Annotated in this window: 13 protein-coding genes; 5 read left to right on the forward strand and 8 right to left on the reverse strand. The window is 63.9% G+C overall.

Features of this window, described 5'->3' with window-relative positions; all coding sequences use genetic code 11:
* The first annotated feature begins 184 nt into the window (after nt 1–184).
* From folD to ACSQ3Z_RS08535, 3 genes are all read left to right on the forward strand, one after another.
* The gene (folD, locus tag ACSQ3Z_RS08525) at nt 185–1,084 is read left to right on the forward strand and encodes a bifunctional methylenetetrahydrofolate dehydrogenase/methenyltetrahydrofolate cyclohydrolase FolD (RefSeq protein ID WP_436170856.1); all 900 of its coding nucleotides are present in this window, start codon (nt 185–187) and stop codon (nt 1,082–1,084) included.
* Between the two features lie 17 nt (nt 1,085–1,101).
* Nucleotides 1,102–2,100 carry a GlxA family transcriptional regulator gene (locus tag ACSQ3Z_RS08530; protein ID WP_436170857.1) on the forward strand — a complete coding sequence of 333 codons (999 nt, stop codon included), beginning with the start codon at nt 1,102–1,104 and terminating at the stop codon, nt 2,098–2,100.
* Nucleotides 2,101–2,190: 90 nt separating this feature from the next.
* Complete coding sequence (locus tag ACSQ3Z_RS08535) at nt 2,191–3,855, forward strand: vWA domain-containing protein (RefSeq protein ID WP_436170858.1); 1,665 nt, start codon at nt 2,191–2,193, stop codon at nt 3,853–3,855.
* Between the two features lie 53 nt (nt 3,856–3,908).
* Here the strand turns inward: ACSQ3Z_RS08535 and edd are convergent, their stop codons facing one another.
* From edd to zwf, 3 genes are all read right to left on the reverse strand, one after another.
* Complete coding sequence (edd, locus tag ACSQ3Z_RS08540; protein WP_436170859.1) at nt 3,909–5,732, reverse strand: phosphogluconate dehydratase; 1,824 nt, start codon at nt 5,730–5,732, stop codon at nt 3,909–3,911.
* 70 nt (nt 5,733–5,802) lie between these two features.
* Nucleotides 5,803–6,519, reverse strand: a complete 717-nt coding sequence (gene pgl / locus ACSQ3Z_RS08545; protein ID WP_436170860.1) for a 6-phosphogluconolactonase — start codon at nt 6,517–6,519, stop codon at nt 5,803–5,805.
* Nucleotides 6,501–7,970, reverse strand: coding sequence for a glucose-6-phosphate dehydrogenase (zwf, locus tag ACSQ3Z_RS08550; protein ID WP_006202754.1), 1,470 nt, complete (start codon nt 7,968–7,970; stop codon nt 6,501–6,503). The genes pgl and zwf overlap by 19 nt, the downstream gene beginning before the upstream one ends.
* 280 nt (nt 7,971–8,250) lie before the next feature.
* Here zwf and ACSQ3Z_RS08555 point away from each other — a divergent pair, with 280 nt between their 5' ends.
* A complete protein-coding gene (locus tag ACSQ3Z_RS08555; RefSeq protein ID WP_436171872.1) occupies nt 8,251–8,997 on the forward strand; it encodes an SDR family oxidoreductase in 747 nt (248 codons plus the stop codon).
* A 73-nt stretch (nt 8,998–9,070) separates the two neighbouring features.
* On the opposite strand, the gene ACSQ3Z_RS08560 is transcribed toward ACSQ3Z_RS08555, so the two are convergent.
* From ACSQ3Z_RS08560 to ACSQ3Z_RS08570, 3 genes are all read right to left on the reverse strand, one after another.
* Nucleotides 9,071–9,955 carry an SH3 domain-containing protein gene (locus ACSQ3Z_RS08560; RefSeq protein ID WP_436170861.1) on the reverse strand — a complete coding sequence of 295 codons (885 nt, stop codon included), beginning with the start codon at nt 9,953–9,955 and terminating at the stop codon, nt 9,071–9,073.
* 264 nt (nt 9,956–10,219) lie between these two features.
* Nucleotides 10,220–11,506 (reverse strand): NAD(P)/FAD-dependent oxidoreductase, encoded by a 1,287-nt coding sequence (locus ACSQ3Z_RS08565; RefSeq protein ID WP_436170862.1) that lies wholly within the window; start codon nt 11,504–11,506, stop codon nt 10,220–10,222.
* A gap of 139 nt (nt 11,507–11,645) precedes the next feature.
* Complete coding sequence (locus ACSQ3Z_RS08570) at nt 11,646–13,082, reverse strand: glutamine synthetase family protein (protein ID WP_436170863.1); 1,437 nt, start codon at nt 13,080–13,082, stop codon at nt 11,646–11,648.
* 155 nt (nt 13,083–13,237) lie between these two features.
* Between ACSQ3Z_RS08570 and ACSQ3Z_RS08575 the strand changes: the two genes are divergently transcribed.
* On the forward strand, nt 13,238–13,954 hold the full coding sequence (locus tag ACSQ3Z_RS08575) for an HAD family hydrolase (RefSeq protein WP_436170864.1): 717 nt from the start codon (nt 13,238–13,240) through the stop codon (nt 13,952–13,954).
* A gap of 42 nt (nt 13,955–13,996) precedes the next feature.
* Here ACSQ3Z_RS08575 and ACSQ3Z_RS08580 read toward each other — a convergent pair whose 3' ends face one another.
* Together ACSQ3Z_RS08580 and ACSQ3Z_RS08585 are read right to left on the reverse strand one after the other, a co-directional pair.
* Nucleotides 13,997–14,458, reverse strand: a complete 462-nt coding sequence (locus ACSQ3Z_RS08580; RefSeq protein ID WP_436170865.1) for a response regulator — start codon at nt 14,456–14,458, stop codon at nt 13,997–13,999.
* A gap of 243 nt (nt 14,459–14,701) precedes the next feature.
* Complete coding sequence (locus ACSQ3Z_RS08585; RefSeq protein WP_006202762.1) at nt 14,702–14,944, reverse strand: SMc00767 family acetate metabolism repressor; 243 nt, start codon at nt 14,942–14,944, stop codon at nt 14,702–14,704.
* Nucleotides 14,945–14,956: the final 12 nt, after the last annotated feature.

Here is a 14,956-nt window from a genome sequence, read left to right on the forward strand (position 1 = left end):
GCCGGTTTCGAGTTTACGGCATGTGACGGCGTTTTGACGGGATTGCCCGCTGGAATTTTCGTGAAAATGCCGCGCTGCATGGTGCCCGAAACTGCAAGGCGTTTTCGGGTGCGTCGATGTGCAACCAGAGATCGAGCGTCCACGGATAGGCGCGCTCCAGGCAGAACAGTGTTGAAGGTGGTCCATGGCCGAAGTGATTGACGGAAAAAGCGTCGCCGAAGACGTGGTTCAGAAGGTCAAGGCCCTGACCGCGGAACTGGTGGGCAAGGGTGCGGAGAGGCCTGGCCTGGCAGTGGTGATCGTCGGCGAGGATCCGGCAAGCCAGGTCTATGTCGCCTCCAAGTCGCGCACCGCCAAGGAATGCGGCTTTCATTCGCTCCAGCACACTCTGCCGGCCGACACCTCCGAACAGGCGCTGCTCAAGATCATCGGCGAACTCAATGCCGATCAGGCCGTCAACGGCATTTTGGTGCAGCTGCCGCTTCCCGGCCATATCGATTCCGGCAAGATCATCCAGGCCATCGCGCCGGAAAAGGATGTCGACGGCTTCCATTTCATCAATGTCGGCAAGCTCGGCACCGGCGAACTGGAGACGGCCTTCGTGCCGTGCACGCCGGCCGGCTCGATGCTTTTGATCGAGCGGGTGCGCGGCAAGGACCTGTCCGGCCTCAACGCGGTCGTCGTCGGCCGCTCCAACATCGTCGGCAAGCCGATGGCCAACCTTCTGCTCGCCGCCAACTGCACGGTCACCATCGCGCACAGCCGCACCAGGGACCTGCCGGCGCTCGCCCGCACCGCCGACATTCTGGTGGCCGCCGTCGGCCGGCCCGAAATGGTCAAGGGCGACTGGGTCAAGCCGGGCGCCACCGTAATCGATGTCGGCATCAATCGCATCGCCGCGCCCGAAAGGGGCGAAGGCAAGACCCGCCTCGTCGGCGACGTCGCCTATGCCGAGGCGGCGCAGGCGGCCGGCGCCATCACCCCGGTTCCCGGCGGTGTCGGACCGATGACCATTGCCATGCTGATGGCCAACACTGTAGCTTCCGCCTACCTCGCGGCCGGGATGAAGCGGCCGTCCTTCTGACCCGGAAAGCTTGAGCGTTGCCAAACCTTACTGCTTCCGTCGAACGGCCGCTCACGAACGATCCCGTTCAAGGCGGCCGGCAATTTGCCTTCCTGCTGGTCGACAAGTTTTCGATGTTTTCGCTGGCCGCGGCGATCGACACCTTCCGCTCGGCCAACCGCCTGCTTGGCCGCGATTTCTATGGCTGGACGACGGTCTCGGCCGACGGCGACGCCGTCATGGCCTCCAACGGCCTGCCGCTGAAGATCGATTATGCCGTCGCCGACCTGCCGCCGGTCGACATCCTGTTCGTCTCGGTCGGGCTCACCACCGAATTCCCCGGCAAGAGCAAGGTGCTGGCGGCGCTGCGCAACTGGGGCCGGCGCGGCAACGCGCTCGGCGCGCTCTCGGTCGGCTCCTACCTGCTCGCCGAGGCAGGGCAGCTCGAAGGCTATCGCTGCACCATCCACTGGGAGAACCGCGCCGGCTTCATGGAGCGCTTCCCCGACATCAACTGCACCGGCAACGTCTTCGAAATCGACCGCAAGCGCTATACATGCGCCGGCGGCACCACCTCGATCGACCTGATGCTGGAGATCGTGCGTGGCGATTTCGGCTCCAACCTCGCCAACGGCGTCGCCAATCAGTTCCAGCACGAGCGCATCCGCTCCGCTGGCGACCGCCAGCGCGTCGGGCCGGAGCGCGACCTGACCGGCAAGTCGGAGAAGCTGCGGCGCATCGTCGAACTGATGGCCGATCACCTCGACGAGCCGCTGTCGGCGGTGCAACTCGCCAAATCGGCCGGTCTCTCGGTACGCCAGGTTGAGCGCCTGTTCCTGCGCCATCTCAGCGTCACGCCCGGCCGCTACTATATGCGGCTGCGGCTCGAGCGGGCGCGCGAATTGCTGCGCCAGACCAACATGCCTATCCTCGACGTGGCGATCGCCACCGGCTTCACCTCGCACTCCTATTTTGCCCAGAGCTACCGGCTGCAATTCGGCCGCCCGCCTTCCGAAGAACGCCGCACGACGTATTGACGCGTGCTCCTTGCAGTCTCGGACTTGTGTCCTGACGCGGGGTCAAATACCTTTCCGGCGCGGACCAGAGGGCGATCTCAGGAGATTTTGATGGCGGGACTTTTGCGGAGCGTCGCTGCGGCGATCCTCCTTTTGTCGATGACTTCGGTTGGCTTTGCCGCCGGCAAGGTCATCATCGTTCTCGATGCGTCCGGCTCCATGTGGGCCCAGATCGACGGCAGGCCGAAGCTCGAAATCGCCCGTGAATCGCTGCGCAACGTGCTGCAGTCGGTGCCGGCCGACGCGGAAATCGGCTTCATGGCCTACGGCCATCGCCAGAAGGGCAGCTGCGACGACATCGAACTGATCGTGCCGCCGCAGGCCGGCTCGGCCAGCGCGATTTCGGCCGCCGCCGACAGCATGAAATTCCTCGGCAAGACGCCGCTCACCGCCGCCGTCAAGCAGGCGGCCGAGGCGCTGAAATACACCGAGGACAAGGCCACCGTCGTCCTCATCACCGATGGACTTGAAACCTGCGGCGGCGATCCTTGCGCGCTCGGCAAGGAGCTGGAAGCGTCCGGCATCGACTTCACCGCCGACGTCGTCGGCTTCGGGCTGACCGCCGACGAAGGCAAGCAGATCGCCTGCCTCGCGGAAAATACCGGCGGCAAATACATCCAGGCCTCCGATGAGAAAGCGCTGCAGGACGCGCTGGTCGAGACCGTGGCGGCGCCAGCACCGGCGCCCGAACCCGCGCCGGCCCCCGAACCGCCGCCAGCGCCAGAGCCTGCCAAGCCGGAGTTCAATTTCATCCCGACAGTCGTCATGGCCGAAGGTGGCGATCCGATCACCGACGGCAATGCCTGGGAGATCTACAAGGCTGGGTCCGACGGCACGCGCGGCGAGTCCGTCACCACCCAATATGGCGCCTACAAGGGCAATCTGGAGCTGGGCGACTACGTTGTCGTCGCACAGGAAGGCGAGGCCAGGGTCGAGCAGAAGATCAAGATCGAGGCGGGCCAGGTCTACAAGCCGCTCTTCACCTTGAATGCCGGCACGCTCATCATTCATCCGCGGCCGAGCCCGGGGGCGGATGTCGTCGATGGCGCGGCCGTCGTCATCGACTATCCAGGCGCCGATCACCCTGCGACCTACTACGGGACCACGAAAGTCGTGTTGCCGGCCGGCGACGAGAAGGTGACCGTCACGATCGGGCAGGGCGCGGTGACCGAGACGATTGCGCTGGCTGCCGGCAAGACCGTGGAAAAGGACATGATCGCCGGTGTCGGCCATGTCGTCGCCAACGCCTATTATACCGCCGGCGGCGACAAGGCGGACGCGTCAGGCATCGGCTTCAAGGTGCTCAAGGCGAAAAAGAAGATCGACGGAACCAGGGATGAGGTGACCTATTCCTACGGGCCCGACAGCAAGTTCGATCTGCCGTCGGATGACTATGTGTTGATTGCGACGGTCGATCTCGCCGTCGTTGAGCAACCGTTCACCGTCAAGGTCGGCGAGCTTCAGGATGTGAAAATTGCGTTGAATGCCGGCGTGCTGGCGATCACCGCACCCGGAGCCTCGAAGATCGAGATTTTCGAGATGGAGAAGGACATCAACGGCAACCGCAAGTCGCTCGGCTATGCCTACGACCAGAAGTATCAGGCGGCGATACCGGCGGGCGACTACACCGTCGTCTCGGAGAAATCGGATAACAGCTCCAAGGAAGGCACCGTAACGGTCAAGGCCGGCGAGCGATCCGAACTGACGGTGCAATAAGATCGCATGGGCGAATGAAAAAGGGCGGCCGCAAGCCGCCCTTTTCATGTCCTTCAAGCGGTCCCGAAGGCGCTGGCGCCATGGTCGGCGCGGCCGACCAGTTGCCGGAACCCAGCGAACAGCTCGCGGCCGAAACCGAATTCATTGCCGATCAGGTCGGCGTCCGCCGTGCGGCGCAGGGCGAATTCCGTCCCCGGCACCAGCACTTCCAGCGTGCCGGCATCGGCGTCGAGGCGGATGATGTCGCCCTCATGGATCCTGGCGATAGGCCCGTCCTCGACCGCCTCCGGCGTCACATGGATCGCTGCCGGCACCTTGCCGGAGGCGCCCGACATGCGCCCGTCGGTGACCAGCGCCACGCGCTGGCCGCGATCCTGCAGGATGCCGAGCACGGTGGTCAATTTGTGCAATTCCGGCATGCCATTGGCCTTCGGCCCCTGGAAGCGGATGACGGCGATGAAATCGCCGGTCAAAGTACCGGCCTTGAACGCCTCGTTCAGCCCTTGCTGGCTGTCGAAGACTTTGGCCGGCGCCTCGATGAGGCGCCGCTCCGGCTTCACCGCGGACGTCTTGATGACGGCGTGGCCGAGATTGCCCGCAAGCACCTTCAACCCGCCGGTCGGCTGGAACGCCTTGGCGAACGGCGCCAGAACTTTTTCGTCGCCGCTTTCCAGCGGCGAGGCCTCGCGCACCACGCTGCCGTCTTCGCCGAGCCTGGCCTCGACCGCATAAGGCCTGAGACCTTCGCCCCACACCGTCTGCACGTCCTCGTGCAGGATGCCTTCGTCGAGCAGTTCGCGGATCAGGAAGCCCAACCCGCCCGCCGCGTGGAAATGGTTCACGTCGGCAAGGCCGTTCGGATAGACCCGCGCCAAAAGCGGCACGGCTTCCGAAAGGTCGGAAATATCCTGCCAGGTCAGCGCGATACCAGCGGCCGCCGCCATGGCGATCAAATGGATGGTGTGGTTGGTCGAACCGCCGGTGGCGTGCAGGCCGACGACGCCGTTGACGATCGAGCGCTCATCGATCATGCGGCCGACCGGCGTATAGGCATTGCCGAGCGCGGTGATCGCCAGCGCCCGCTTCGTCGCCTCGCGGGTCAGCGCGTCGCGCAGCGGCGTGCCAGGATTGACGAAGGAGGCGCCCGGCGTATGCAGGCCCATGATCTCCATCAGCATCTGATTGGAGTTGGCGGTGCCGTAGAAGGTGCAGGTGCCCGGCCCGTGATAGGATTTGGACTCAGCCTCGAGCAGCTCGGCCCGCCCGGCCTTGCCCTCGGCAAAGAGCTGGCGGACCTTGGCCTTTTCGTCGTTGGGCAGGCCTGTCGTCATCGGTCCGGCCGGCACGAACACCGCCGGCAGGTGGCCGAAAGTGAGTGCGGCGATCACCAGCCCCGGCACGATCTTGTCGCAGACGCCGAGATAGACGGCAGCGTCGAACATGTTGTGCGAGAGGCCGACCGCGGCCGCCATGGCGATCACGTCGCGCGAAAACAGCGACAACTCCATGCCGGGCTGTCCCTGCGTGACGCCATCGCACATCGCCGGCACGCCGCCGGCCACCTGGGCGATACCGCCGGCCTCGCGCGCCGCTTCCTTGATCAGCGCCGGAAACGTCTCGAACGGCTGATGCGCCGACAGCATGTCGTTGTAGGAGGTGATGATGCCTAGGTTCGGCACCCGGTCGCCGCCAAGCGCCACCTTTTCCGACGGGCTGCAGACGGCAAAGCCATGCGCGAGGTTGCCGCAGGACAGCACCGCCCGATTGGCGGTGCGGTTCGAGGCCTCGGCGATGCGGCCGAGATAACGTTCGCGGCCTGGCTTGGAGCGCTGGCGGATCCGTTCGGTGATGGCTTCGATGTCGCGTCTGGCTGTCATGGCGGTCGGTCCTTTCAAGTCCCGGAAAACATCCTCCCACCGTCTGCCGGGACCATTGGCGAGTTGAAAATCAGGGTGCCCAGTAAACCTCTACGGCCCTGGGTGCCGCCTCGAGCACGGCGCGGATCGGCTTTTGCGGTCCCGGCGCCACGGCGTTCTCGAAGGCGCTGCGTTTTTCCTGGCCCTCTATGTGGAGCGCGATGAAGCCGGCGGCAACGATGCGTGCCAGCGACAGCGTCAGCCGCGGCTCGCCGGCGCTGGCTGCGTGGACCGGCAGCACGATCCTTGGTGAGGACGGGTCGAGCAATGTCGCCAGGTCGTCCGCGTCGGGAAAGAACGAGGCGGTGTGGCCGTCGCCTCCCATGCCGAGCACGACGATGTCGAGCGGCCAGGGCAGCGACTGCAATGCCGCGTCGTCGGACGCCGCGGCGGTCTCGATGCCTGTCGCCTCATGGTAGAGCGGCACGAAATGTGCGGCGGCGGCCGCGTTCTGCAGCAGGTTGGCGGCCACCAGTCCGGCATTAGAGCGCGGCGAGGAGGCCGGCACGAAACGCTCGTCGACCAGCGTCACCGTGACCTTGTCCCAGGCGATCGGAATATGAGAGAGCGCAGCGAAGAACTTCGCCGGCGTCGTGCCGCCGGAGACGGCGAGCAGCCCTGTGCCGCGCTCGGCGATCGCCTTGGTCAGGCGTTCCGCGACATGGCCGGCGAGTGCCGCCGCCAGCTCCGGGCGATCGGCGAAGCCGTTCCAGTTGTAGCTGGCGCCGTTCAATTGCTCTCGTGCCATGTCCGCCCGTCGCGTTCGATCAGCGCAATCGAGGCCGATGGCCCCCATGTGCCGGCCGTATAGCCTTGCGCCTCCTGCCTGGCGCTTTCCCAGGCGTTCTGGATCGGATCGATCCATTTCCATGCCGCCTCGACCTCGTCGCGGCGCATGAACAGCGTCTGGTTGCCGCGCACGACATCCATGATCAGCCGCTCATAGGCGTCCGGCGCGCGGCCGTCGAAGGATTGCGCGAAGCTCATGTCGAGCGGGATCTGGCGCAGCCGCATGCCGCCCGGACCGGGATCCTTGATCATGATGAACTGCTTGACGCCTTCGTCGGGCTGCAGCCTGATGACCAGCTGGTTGGCGAAGATCGGCCCGGCGCTGTCGCCGAAGATCGAATGCGGGATCGGCTTGAACTCGATGACGATTTCCGAAACCCGGGTCGCCAGCCTTTTGCCGGTCCGCAGATAGAACGGAACGCCCGACCAGCGCCAGTTGCCGATCTCGGCCTTGATGGCGACGAAGGTCTCGGTGTTGCTGTCCTTGCCGAGTTCCTCGACATAGCCTTTCACCGGCCCGCCGGCCGAGGCTCCGGCGCGATACTGGCCGCGCACCGTGTGCTTCGGCGCCTCGTTGCCGTTGACGCGCTTCAGTGCCCTGAGCACCTTCAGCTTCTCGTCGCGCACCGCGTCGGCGTCCATTGACGAAGGCGCCTCCATGGCGACCAGGCACAGAAGCTGCAGCATGTGGTTCTGCACCATGTCGCGCAACGCGCCGGCCTTGTCGTAGTAGGTGACGCGATCTTCCAGGCCGACCGTTTCGGCGACCGTGATCTGCACATGGTCGACATTGGCCGAATTCCACAGCGGCTCGTAAAGTGCATTGGCGAAACGCAGCGCCATCAGGTTCTGCACCGTCTCCTTGCCGAGATAGTGGTCGATGCGGAAGATCTGGCTTTCGTGGAAATCGTCGCCGACCAAATCGTTGAGCGCGCGCGCCGATGCGAGGTCGCGCCCGATCGGCTTTTCCAGCACGATGCGCGAATTCGGCGTGATCAGATTGTGCTCTTTCAGCTTGTGCGAGATATCGCCGAACAGCGCCGGAGCAACCGCCAGATAAAAGGCGCGGATGCGGTCGCTATCGCCAATCGCCTTTTTGAGCTTGTCGAAGCCGGCCCCCGTGGTCGCGTCGGCCGAGACATAGGACAGCCGCGCCAGAAAGGTCTTCAGCTCCTTGGCGTCGATATCGGCTGGTTTCACATGATCAGAAATCGCCTGCTTGGCGAAGGCCTGGAATTCCTCGTCGGTCATCTTCGAGCGCGAGGTGCCGATGATCCGGGTCGGTTCGGAAAACTGGTGGTCGCGCTGGCGATGGTAGAGCGAGGGCAGGAGCTTGCGTTCCGACAGGTCGCCGGTGCCGCCGAAAATGATGAAGTCGAAAGGATCGACGGGAATAATCTGGCTGGTCATGGTCTGTCCGCGTTGGCGCCGGTCGCATTGACGGGGCTGATATAATCTAATCGATTTAAATTTTCCAGTGCCATGGTGTCACATCCTAAGTGCTGGAGCGTGCCCCTTGACACTGGCACAAGCCGGAGGTCTGTCGACGGACGATGGTTCCGGGAGCCTTCGCACCTGCAACATAGAGCGGGATTGTGACGAAAGCCAAAGGAGAAATTGGCGTTTGCTGCACATCTTTCGAGGGTTGTGGCCGGCGCAATGAGTAGTCTTCATCATGGGTGAGAAAAGCATGCGCCTGGAAAACAAGGTCGCCATCATCACGGGTGCGGCGTCGGGCTTCGGCGAAGGCATGGCCAGGCGATTTGCCGAGGAAGGCGCCAAAATCGTTGTCGCCGACCTCAACGCCAAAGGCGCCGAACGCGTCGCCGCCGAGATCGGCAAGGCCGCGATTTGGACCCAGACCGACGTTTCGCTGCGGTCCGAATTCGATGAGATGGTCTATGCCGCAAAGAACGCCTTCGGCCGCATCGACATCATGGTCAACAATGCCGGTTACACGCACCGCAACGGCGACATGCTCGACGTCAGCGAGGAGACCTTCGACCTGATCACCGCCGTCAACATGAAGGCGATCTATCACGCTGCTCTCGCCGTGGTGCCGATCATGGAGCGGCAAGGCGGCGGCGTCATCCTGACCACCGCCTCGACCGCCGGTCTCAGGCCCAGGCCCGGTCTCACCTGGTACAACGCCTCGAAAGGCTGGGCGATCATCGCGACCAAATCGATGGCGGTCGAGCTGGCGCCTAAGAACATCCGCGTCAACTGCCTCTGTCCCGTCGCCGGCGAGACCGGCATGCTGGAGAAATTCATGGGCGCCGACACGCCCGAGATCCGCGAAAAGTTCCGTGCCTCGATCCCGCTCGGCCGTCTCTCGACGCCGCTCGACATCGCCAACGCTGCACTCTGGCTTGCCTCGGACGAGGCCGCCTTCATCACCGGCGTGGCGCTGGAGGTCGATGGCGGGCGCTGTATCTGAACCGCGACTGCCGGGAGACTGATCGCCCGGCTGTGCCGGCTGCTACCCGGCGCTCAACCGCCACTGCCGATCGTCAGGCGCCGGTCTTGATGTAGGTCTTGTAGATCCAGCCGCGTTTGCCGTTGTAGACGATCTGGCACCATTTCTTGCAGCTTATGACCTGTACCGAAGTCTTGGCCGGCACGGTGAGCATGGCGGCGGCTTTCTGTTTCGGACCGGCCCGCATCGTGACGGCCTTCAGGATGCGTCCGGTGGCGGCGCTCGCTTTCTGTGGCTTGGCCTGGGCCTGGCTGTCGTCGCCTTCGCTGGCAGCAGCACTCGCCGCCGCAACCTGCGGCTTTGGTGTGGGAATGGCGGCGGTCTGTGCGCCGTCCATGCTGTCGTCCGTCGCTGCTTCTTCTGGTGCTGCGACCGCGGATAGCGCAGTCGTTGCGTCGTTTTTCGCTGCTGGTTCGGCGAAGGCCGCCGCCGATGGCTTGGCGCTTTCGTCCGCGGGCTGGTTTGCCGCCTGCCCGGAGGGGGCGGCCGCCGCCGTGCTGGCAGGGGTGGTCGTGGCTTCCGTGTCCGCACCGGACCAGCGCGGGTCATTGGCCGCCAGCGCCGGGATGTTGGCCTCCTTGGCCGCCACCGCCGGTGAAACCGCGTCGGCCTTGCGCGCTGCCTGCGGTGCTGCCACGGCGACCGTCGCGTTCGCGGTCGGGGGCGCAATCTTGGTTGTCTTCACCGGAACGGCTGGAACGGTCTGCTCGGGGCTCGCGATGGCTTGCCGGTCGTTGGCCGGCAATGCCAGCCACAGCGCCACGCCCGCGACGCCAAGCAGTGCCGCGGTACCGACCGCTGCGATCACCAGATGTGAGTTCGAGCGGACACCCTGCCAGAAAGTGGGCCGCATCTCATAACCGAACTGCATGGCGAAGCGCCGCCGTTCCGGCGCACCGAAACTGAAGGGCTCGTTCACTCCACTACCTCCAACATACGGGCCGACGTTCTTTCGATCGGCGCCGGAATCCGGCTTTCGATCGGCATCGGTCCCAAAAACCTAAGCGGGCATGCCCGCGGAAGTCCCCGTTTGATAGCCCAGAACCGGTACCTTTTGCCGGCGATTGTGGCATCAGTGCGCCCTTGGCGGGAATTTTGCACACTTGTTAAGGATTCTGCAACGTGTCGCTTGGGCAAGCCAACAGCAGACTTAACAGTATGATTCCGCGCGGAGATGCCTTTGTTAGATCCTGTCCCGCAGGGCGAACCAATTGAGCGCCAGGAACAGCAGCGGCGTGCGGAAGCGCCGGCCACCCGGGAAGGGCGGGATCTTCAGGTCCTCAATCAGCTTCAGCCGGTCGCGATTGCCGGCGACCGTCTCGGCATAGAGTTTGCCGAAGAAGTTGGACAGCATGACGCCGTGGCCGGAATAGCCGCCGGCCGAGATGACATTCGGCATCACCTCGCGCACGAACGGCTTTCTGGGCACCGTGATGCCGACATAGCCGCCCCAGCCGTGGGTGATCTCGACATCCCTCAACTCGGGATAGAGCTCCGAGATCTGCCGGCGGATGTGGATATGGATGTCCTTCGGATCTTTGACCGCATAGATCTCACGTCCGCCAAACAGCAGACGGCCGTCCCCTGTCTTGCGGAAATAGCGCACGACGAAGCGGGAATCGTCGACGGCTTCGCCGCCCGGCAGCACTTTTGTGTCAGCCCCGAGCGGCACCGTCGCGCCGATGAAGGAGCCGATCGGCATGATGTGTGCAGCGCTCACCGGCTCCAGTGTGCCGCCATAGGCGTTGACGCCGATCAGGCATTTCTCGGCAGTGATCGTGCCTTTCGGTGTCGTGACCCTCACCTTGCCGCCACTGGAGCTGATGCCGGTCGACGGCGTCTGCTCGAACAGCTGGGCGCCCGCTTCCGCTGCCACCCTTGCCGTACCGATCAGCAGCTTCAGCGGGTGGATATGCCCCGTGCCGATGTCGCGGGTGCCGCCGAAATAGGCGGTCGAACCCAGCCGCTCCGCCGTCTCCTTGGCGTCCATGAAGGTCATGTGCGGATAGTTGAAGCGGCTCGCCATGATCTCGGCATGCGCCTTGTAGTCGTCGACGTAACGCTGCTTGTGCGCCACCGACAGCTGGCCCGGCATGTAGTCGATCTCGATGCTGTTGGCGGCGGCGAATTCGAGGAGATGCGCCTTGGCCTCTTCGGCAAGGTCGAACAGCGCCTTGGCGCGGGCAAAGCCGTATTCGGCTTCCAGTTCCTCGGCCCAGGCGCGTTGGCCGGTGCCGAGCTGGCCGCCATTGCGGCCCGACGCGCCGTCGCCGAACCGGTGTGCCTCGATCAGCACGACATTGCTGCCCGACTTGGCCAGATGCGCCGCCGCCGACAGCCCGGTGAAGCCGCCGCCGACAACGACGACGTCGCAAGACCGGTCGCCGTCGAGCGCCGGATATTCAGCTCGCGGCCCTGCGCTATCCTCATACCAGGAGAGGCCGGGGGAAATGGGGGATTGGTAATTCATGATGGTGTCGGGAATGAGAGAGTGAGTAGCGAATAGTGAGTGGTGAATAGTGAATAGTGAACAGAAGCGCGAGGAGAGGTAAGACGGTAGGCGCCGGCGGCGACCAACCCTTACTACTCCCTATTCGCTACTCACTCCTTCACACATTCAATAACAAATACTCCCGCTCCCACGGGCTGATCACTTCCATGAAGGTCTCGAATTCCGCCCGCTTGATCGCCGCGTAGGTTGCGGTGAACGACTTGCCGAGGATCGCTCCCAGTTCCTCGTCGCCTTCGAACAAGTCGACGGCTTCGAGCAGGCCGCGCGGCAGGTCGATCTCGTCTTCGTTGGCGGTCGTCAGCACCGGCGGCTCGGCCTTGATCTTGTTGGTCATGCCGATCAGCCCGCAGGCCAGCGACGCGGCCAGCGCCAGATAGGGATTGGCATCGGACGAGGGGATGCGGTTTTCGACGCGCCGCGCCGCCGGATCGGAGCGCGGTACACGGAAAGCCGTGGTGCGGTTGTCATAGCCCCATTTGTTGTTGACCGGCGCCGAGGCCGCCTGCGTCAGCCGGCGGTAGGAATTGACGTAGGGCGCGAACATCACCAGCGCGTTCGGCACATGCTTCTGCATGCCGCCGATGAAGTGGAAGAAGGCGTCCGTTTCCGAACCGTCCTCGGCCGAGAAGACATTGCGGCCGGTCTTCTTGTCGATGATCGACTGGTGGATGTGCATGGCCGAGCCGGGCTGGCCCTGGATCGGCTTGGCCATGAAGGTGGCATAGATCTCGTGCTTCAGCGCCGCCTCGCGGATGGTGCGCTTGAACATGAAAACCTGGTCGGCGAGTTCGATCGGGTCGCCGTGGCGCAGATTGATCTCGAGCTGACCCGCGCCCTCCTCATGGATCAGCGTGTCGATCTCCAGGCCTTGGCTTTCGGAGAAATGGTAGATGTCGTCGATCAACTCGTCGAACTCGTTGACGCCTGCGATCGAATAGCCGGCGCCGCCGCCGATAGGCCGCCCCGAGCGCCCGACCGGTGGCGTCAGCGGATAGTCCGGATCGGGATTCTTGCGCACCAGGTAGAATTCGATCTCAGGCGCCACCACCGGCTTCAGGCCGCGCTTGTCGTAGGCCGCCAGCACGCGCTTCAGCACGTTGCGCGGCGTGAACTCGACCGAGCGGCCGTCCTGGTGGACGAGATCGCAGATCACCGCCGCCGTCGGATCCTCTTCCCACGGCACCACGGTCAGTGTCGAAAGGTCGGGCATCAGCTTGAGGTCGCCGTCGTCCTCCGGATAGTGGAAGCCGTTGCCGTCCTCCGGATAACCGCCGGAAATCGTCGTCATGAACACCGCCGAAGGCAGAGCCAGCGAGGTGTTGGAGGTAAACTTCTTCGACGGCATCATCTTGCCGCGGGCGACACCGGCCTGGTCCGGCGTGATGCATTCGATATCTTCGATGCCGCGCCATTCCAGCCAGGCGCTGACTTCCTTCCAGTTCTTGACGCCACGTTGGTTTTTCACAAAGGCAGGCGTACGGACACGTCCTCCGCGGCTCGACGGACGGACTTCTTTTTTCGCAGGCGGCATCATTCACCAGATTGGGTTTCGGATTTTGGAGTATAGCCGTGGCTGGTGATGGAAGGGAAGGGGAGCCCGGTTGGGTTCGCCCTGCCAGTTGAAAATCGCTGCAGGCATCTTAGGTTTCGGCCACCGCAGACTCGGGCGGTCCCAGTGGAAGGCGTCGAATGCAAGACACCCGTAAATTGACCACGATCGGCTTCGATGCCGATGACACGCTATGGCAGAACGAGCAGTTCTTCCGCATGACCGAGAAGCGCTTCGCCGGGCTGCTCGCCGATCACGGCGATGCCGAGCACATTTCGGCAAGACTGCTGGAGGCCGAGAGGCGCAACCTTGGCGTCTACGGTTTCGGCATCAAGGGGTTCACCTTGTCGATGATCGAGACCGCGATCGAGATCACCGAGGGCCGCGTGCCGGCGCCCGTCATCGCTGAAATCCTCGCCGCCGGCCGCGACATGCTCAGCCACCCGATCGAGCCGCTTCCCCACGCACGCGAGACGGTGGAAAGACTTGCCGGCGCCTATCGCCTGGTGCTGATCACCAAGGGCGATCTCTTCGACCAGGAGCGCAAGCTGGCGCAATCGGGTCTGGGCGATTTGTTCGATGCCGTCGAGATCGTCAGCGACAAGAGCGCAGCCACCTACGCCAGGATCTTCGGCCGTCATGGCGACGGGCCCGAGAAGAGCATGATGGTCGGCAACTCGCTCAAGTCCGATGTGGTGCCGGCCATCGAGGCCGGCAGCTGGGGCATCCACGTGCCGCATGAATTGACCTGGGTGCTCGAACATATCGAGCCGCCGGCGACCGCGCCACGCTTTCGCCAGATCGCCGATCTCGGCGAACTGCCCGCTCTGGTCGAGAGCATCGCGACATCAGGCTGATGACATCGCGGCCATTGAACCGGCCGCCGCAAATTCAAGCCGTCAGCTGCGGCACAATCCGATCAACCGGTCGATCACCGGTTGTAGCCTTTCGGGTGTGATCGGCTTGGCGACCACGACGTCGATCACGCTCGACAGGCCCAGGCTCTCCGGCGTGCCATTCCTGGTTGAAAGCAGGACCACCGAGGGTAGTGCCCTGCCCGATGTGCGCCGCAGTGCGTCGATGCCGGACAGCAGCGTGTCGCAGTCCTTGTTGTCGGCTCCGCCGTCCAGCACGATCGCGCCGGGGATGAGGGAACGCAGCGCCTTCGCCGCCGTCTCGGGTGATTCCGAGATCGGCTTTAGCCCGGATTTCTCGACGATTTTCGAAACCACGACCCGGTTGATCGGTGATTTCCCAACGACGAGCACCTGTGAGAAGTCCGTTACCATCTCGATGCTCGCGGCGCGTTCCGACAGATTGAGGTATTTTACAGTCCTGGTCTCGCGATTCAAAGGGGACATGGGCGGGCGGGCACTCATCTCTGTTTCAATGCAGGGTTGAAACCTGGAGCACAAATGGCGTGAGATCAATGCCGGTGTCAAGCTGAAACGGCAGGCATCTACAATATTGCAAGAAAAGCTAAAATTTAGTGCAAGTTCTATTCCTGACAGTAGTGCTAGAACGAAAGTCGCCCGCGCGTAACCGCGCGGGCGAGACTGCATCGCTGAAAGCACGCTCGCGAAGCGAGCAGCTGCGGAATCTGGTCAGCCGTGGCTCTGCTGGGTGACGATCACCGGGATCAACAGGTCGCCCCAATTGCCGTCGCCGCCATGGTGCCGCGCCGAGCGCACGAGCTCGACCGAGACGCCGGCTTCGACCGCCTTCATGACCGACTGGTTGAGCCTGTGCAGATCGTTGGCCAGCATGCGGATGGTCGCCTGCTGGTCGACGCTCATCGTGGTCGACTGTTCTTCGGCCCGTTCCTTGACGCGGCTTATCGATGCCATTGGTCTTCTCCT

The organism is Mesorhizobium sp. LjNodule214 (assembly GCF_964252735.1).
Lineage (GTDB): Bacteria > Pseudomonadota > Alphaproteobacteria > Rhizobiales > Rhizobiaceae > Mesorhizobium.

Coding starts and splice junctions, on each gene's coding strand:
- folD (WP_436170856.1), top strand. CDS start 185: ATGGCCGAAGTGATTGACGGAAAAAGCGTCGCCGAAGACGTGGTTCAG.
- ACSQ3Z_RS08535 (WP_436170858.1), top strand. CDS start 2,191: ATGGCGGGACTTTTGCGGAGCGTCGCTGCGGCGATCCTCCTTTTGTCG.
- edd (WP_436170859.1), bottom strand. CDS start 5,732: ATGACAGCCAGACGCGACATCGAAGCCATCACCGAACGGATCCGCCAG.
- pgl (WP_436170860.1), bottom strand. CDS start 6,519: ATGGCACGAGAGCAATTGAACGGCGCCAGCTACAACTGGAACGGCTTC.
- zwf (WP_006202754.1), bottom strand. CDS start 7,970: ATGACCAGCCAGATTATTCCCGTCGATCCTTTCGACTTCATCATTTTC.
- ACSQ3Z_RS08555 (WP_436171872.1), top strand. CDS start 8,251: ATGCGCCTGGAAAACAAGGTCGCCATCATCACGGGTGCGGCGTCGGGC.
- ACSQ3Z_RS08565 (WP_436170862.1), bottom strand. CDS start 11,506: ATGAATTACCAATCCCCCATTTCCCCCGGCCTCTCCTGGTATGAGGAT.
- ACSQ3Z_RS08570 (WP_436170863.1), bottom strand. CDS start 13,082: ATGATGCCGCCTGCGAAAAAAGAAGTCCGTCCGTCGAGCCGCGGAGGA.
- ACSQ3Z_RS08575 (WP_436170864.1), top strand. CDS start 13,238: ATGCAAGACACCCGTAAATTGACCACGATCGGCTTCGATGCCGATGAC.
- ACSQ3Z_RS08580 (WP_436170865.1), bottom strand. CDS start 14,458: ATGTCCCCTTTGAATCGCGAGACCAGGACTGTAAAATACCTCAATCTG.
- ACSQ3Z_RS08585 (WP_006202762.1), bottom strand. CDS start 14,944: ATGGCATCGATAAGCCGCGTCAAGGAACGGGCCGAAGAACAGTCGACC.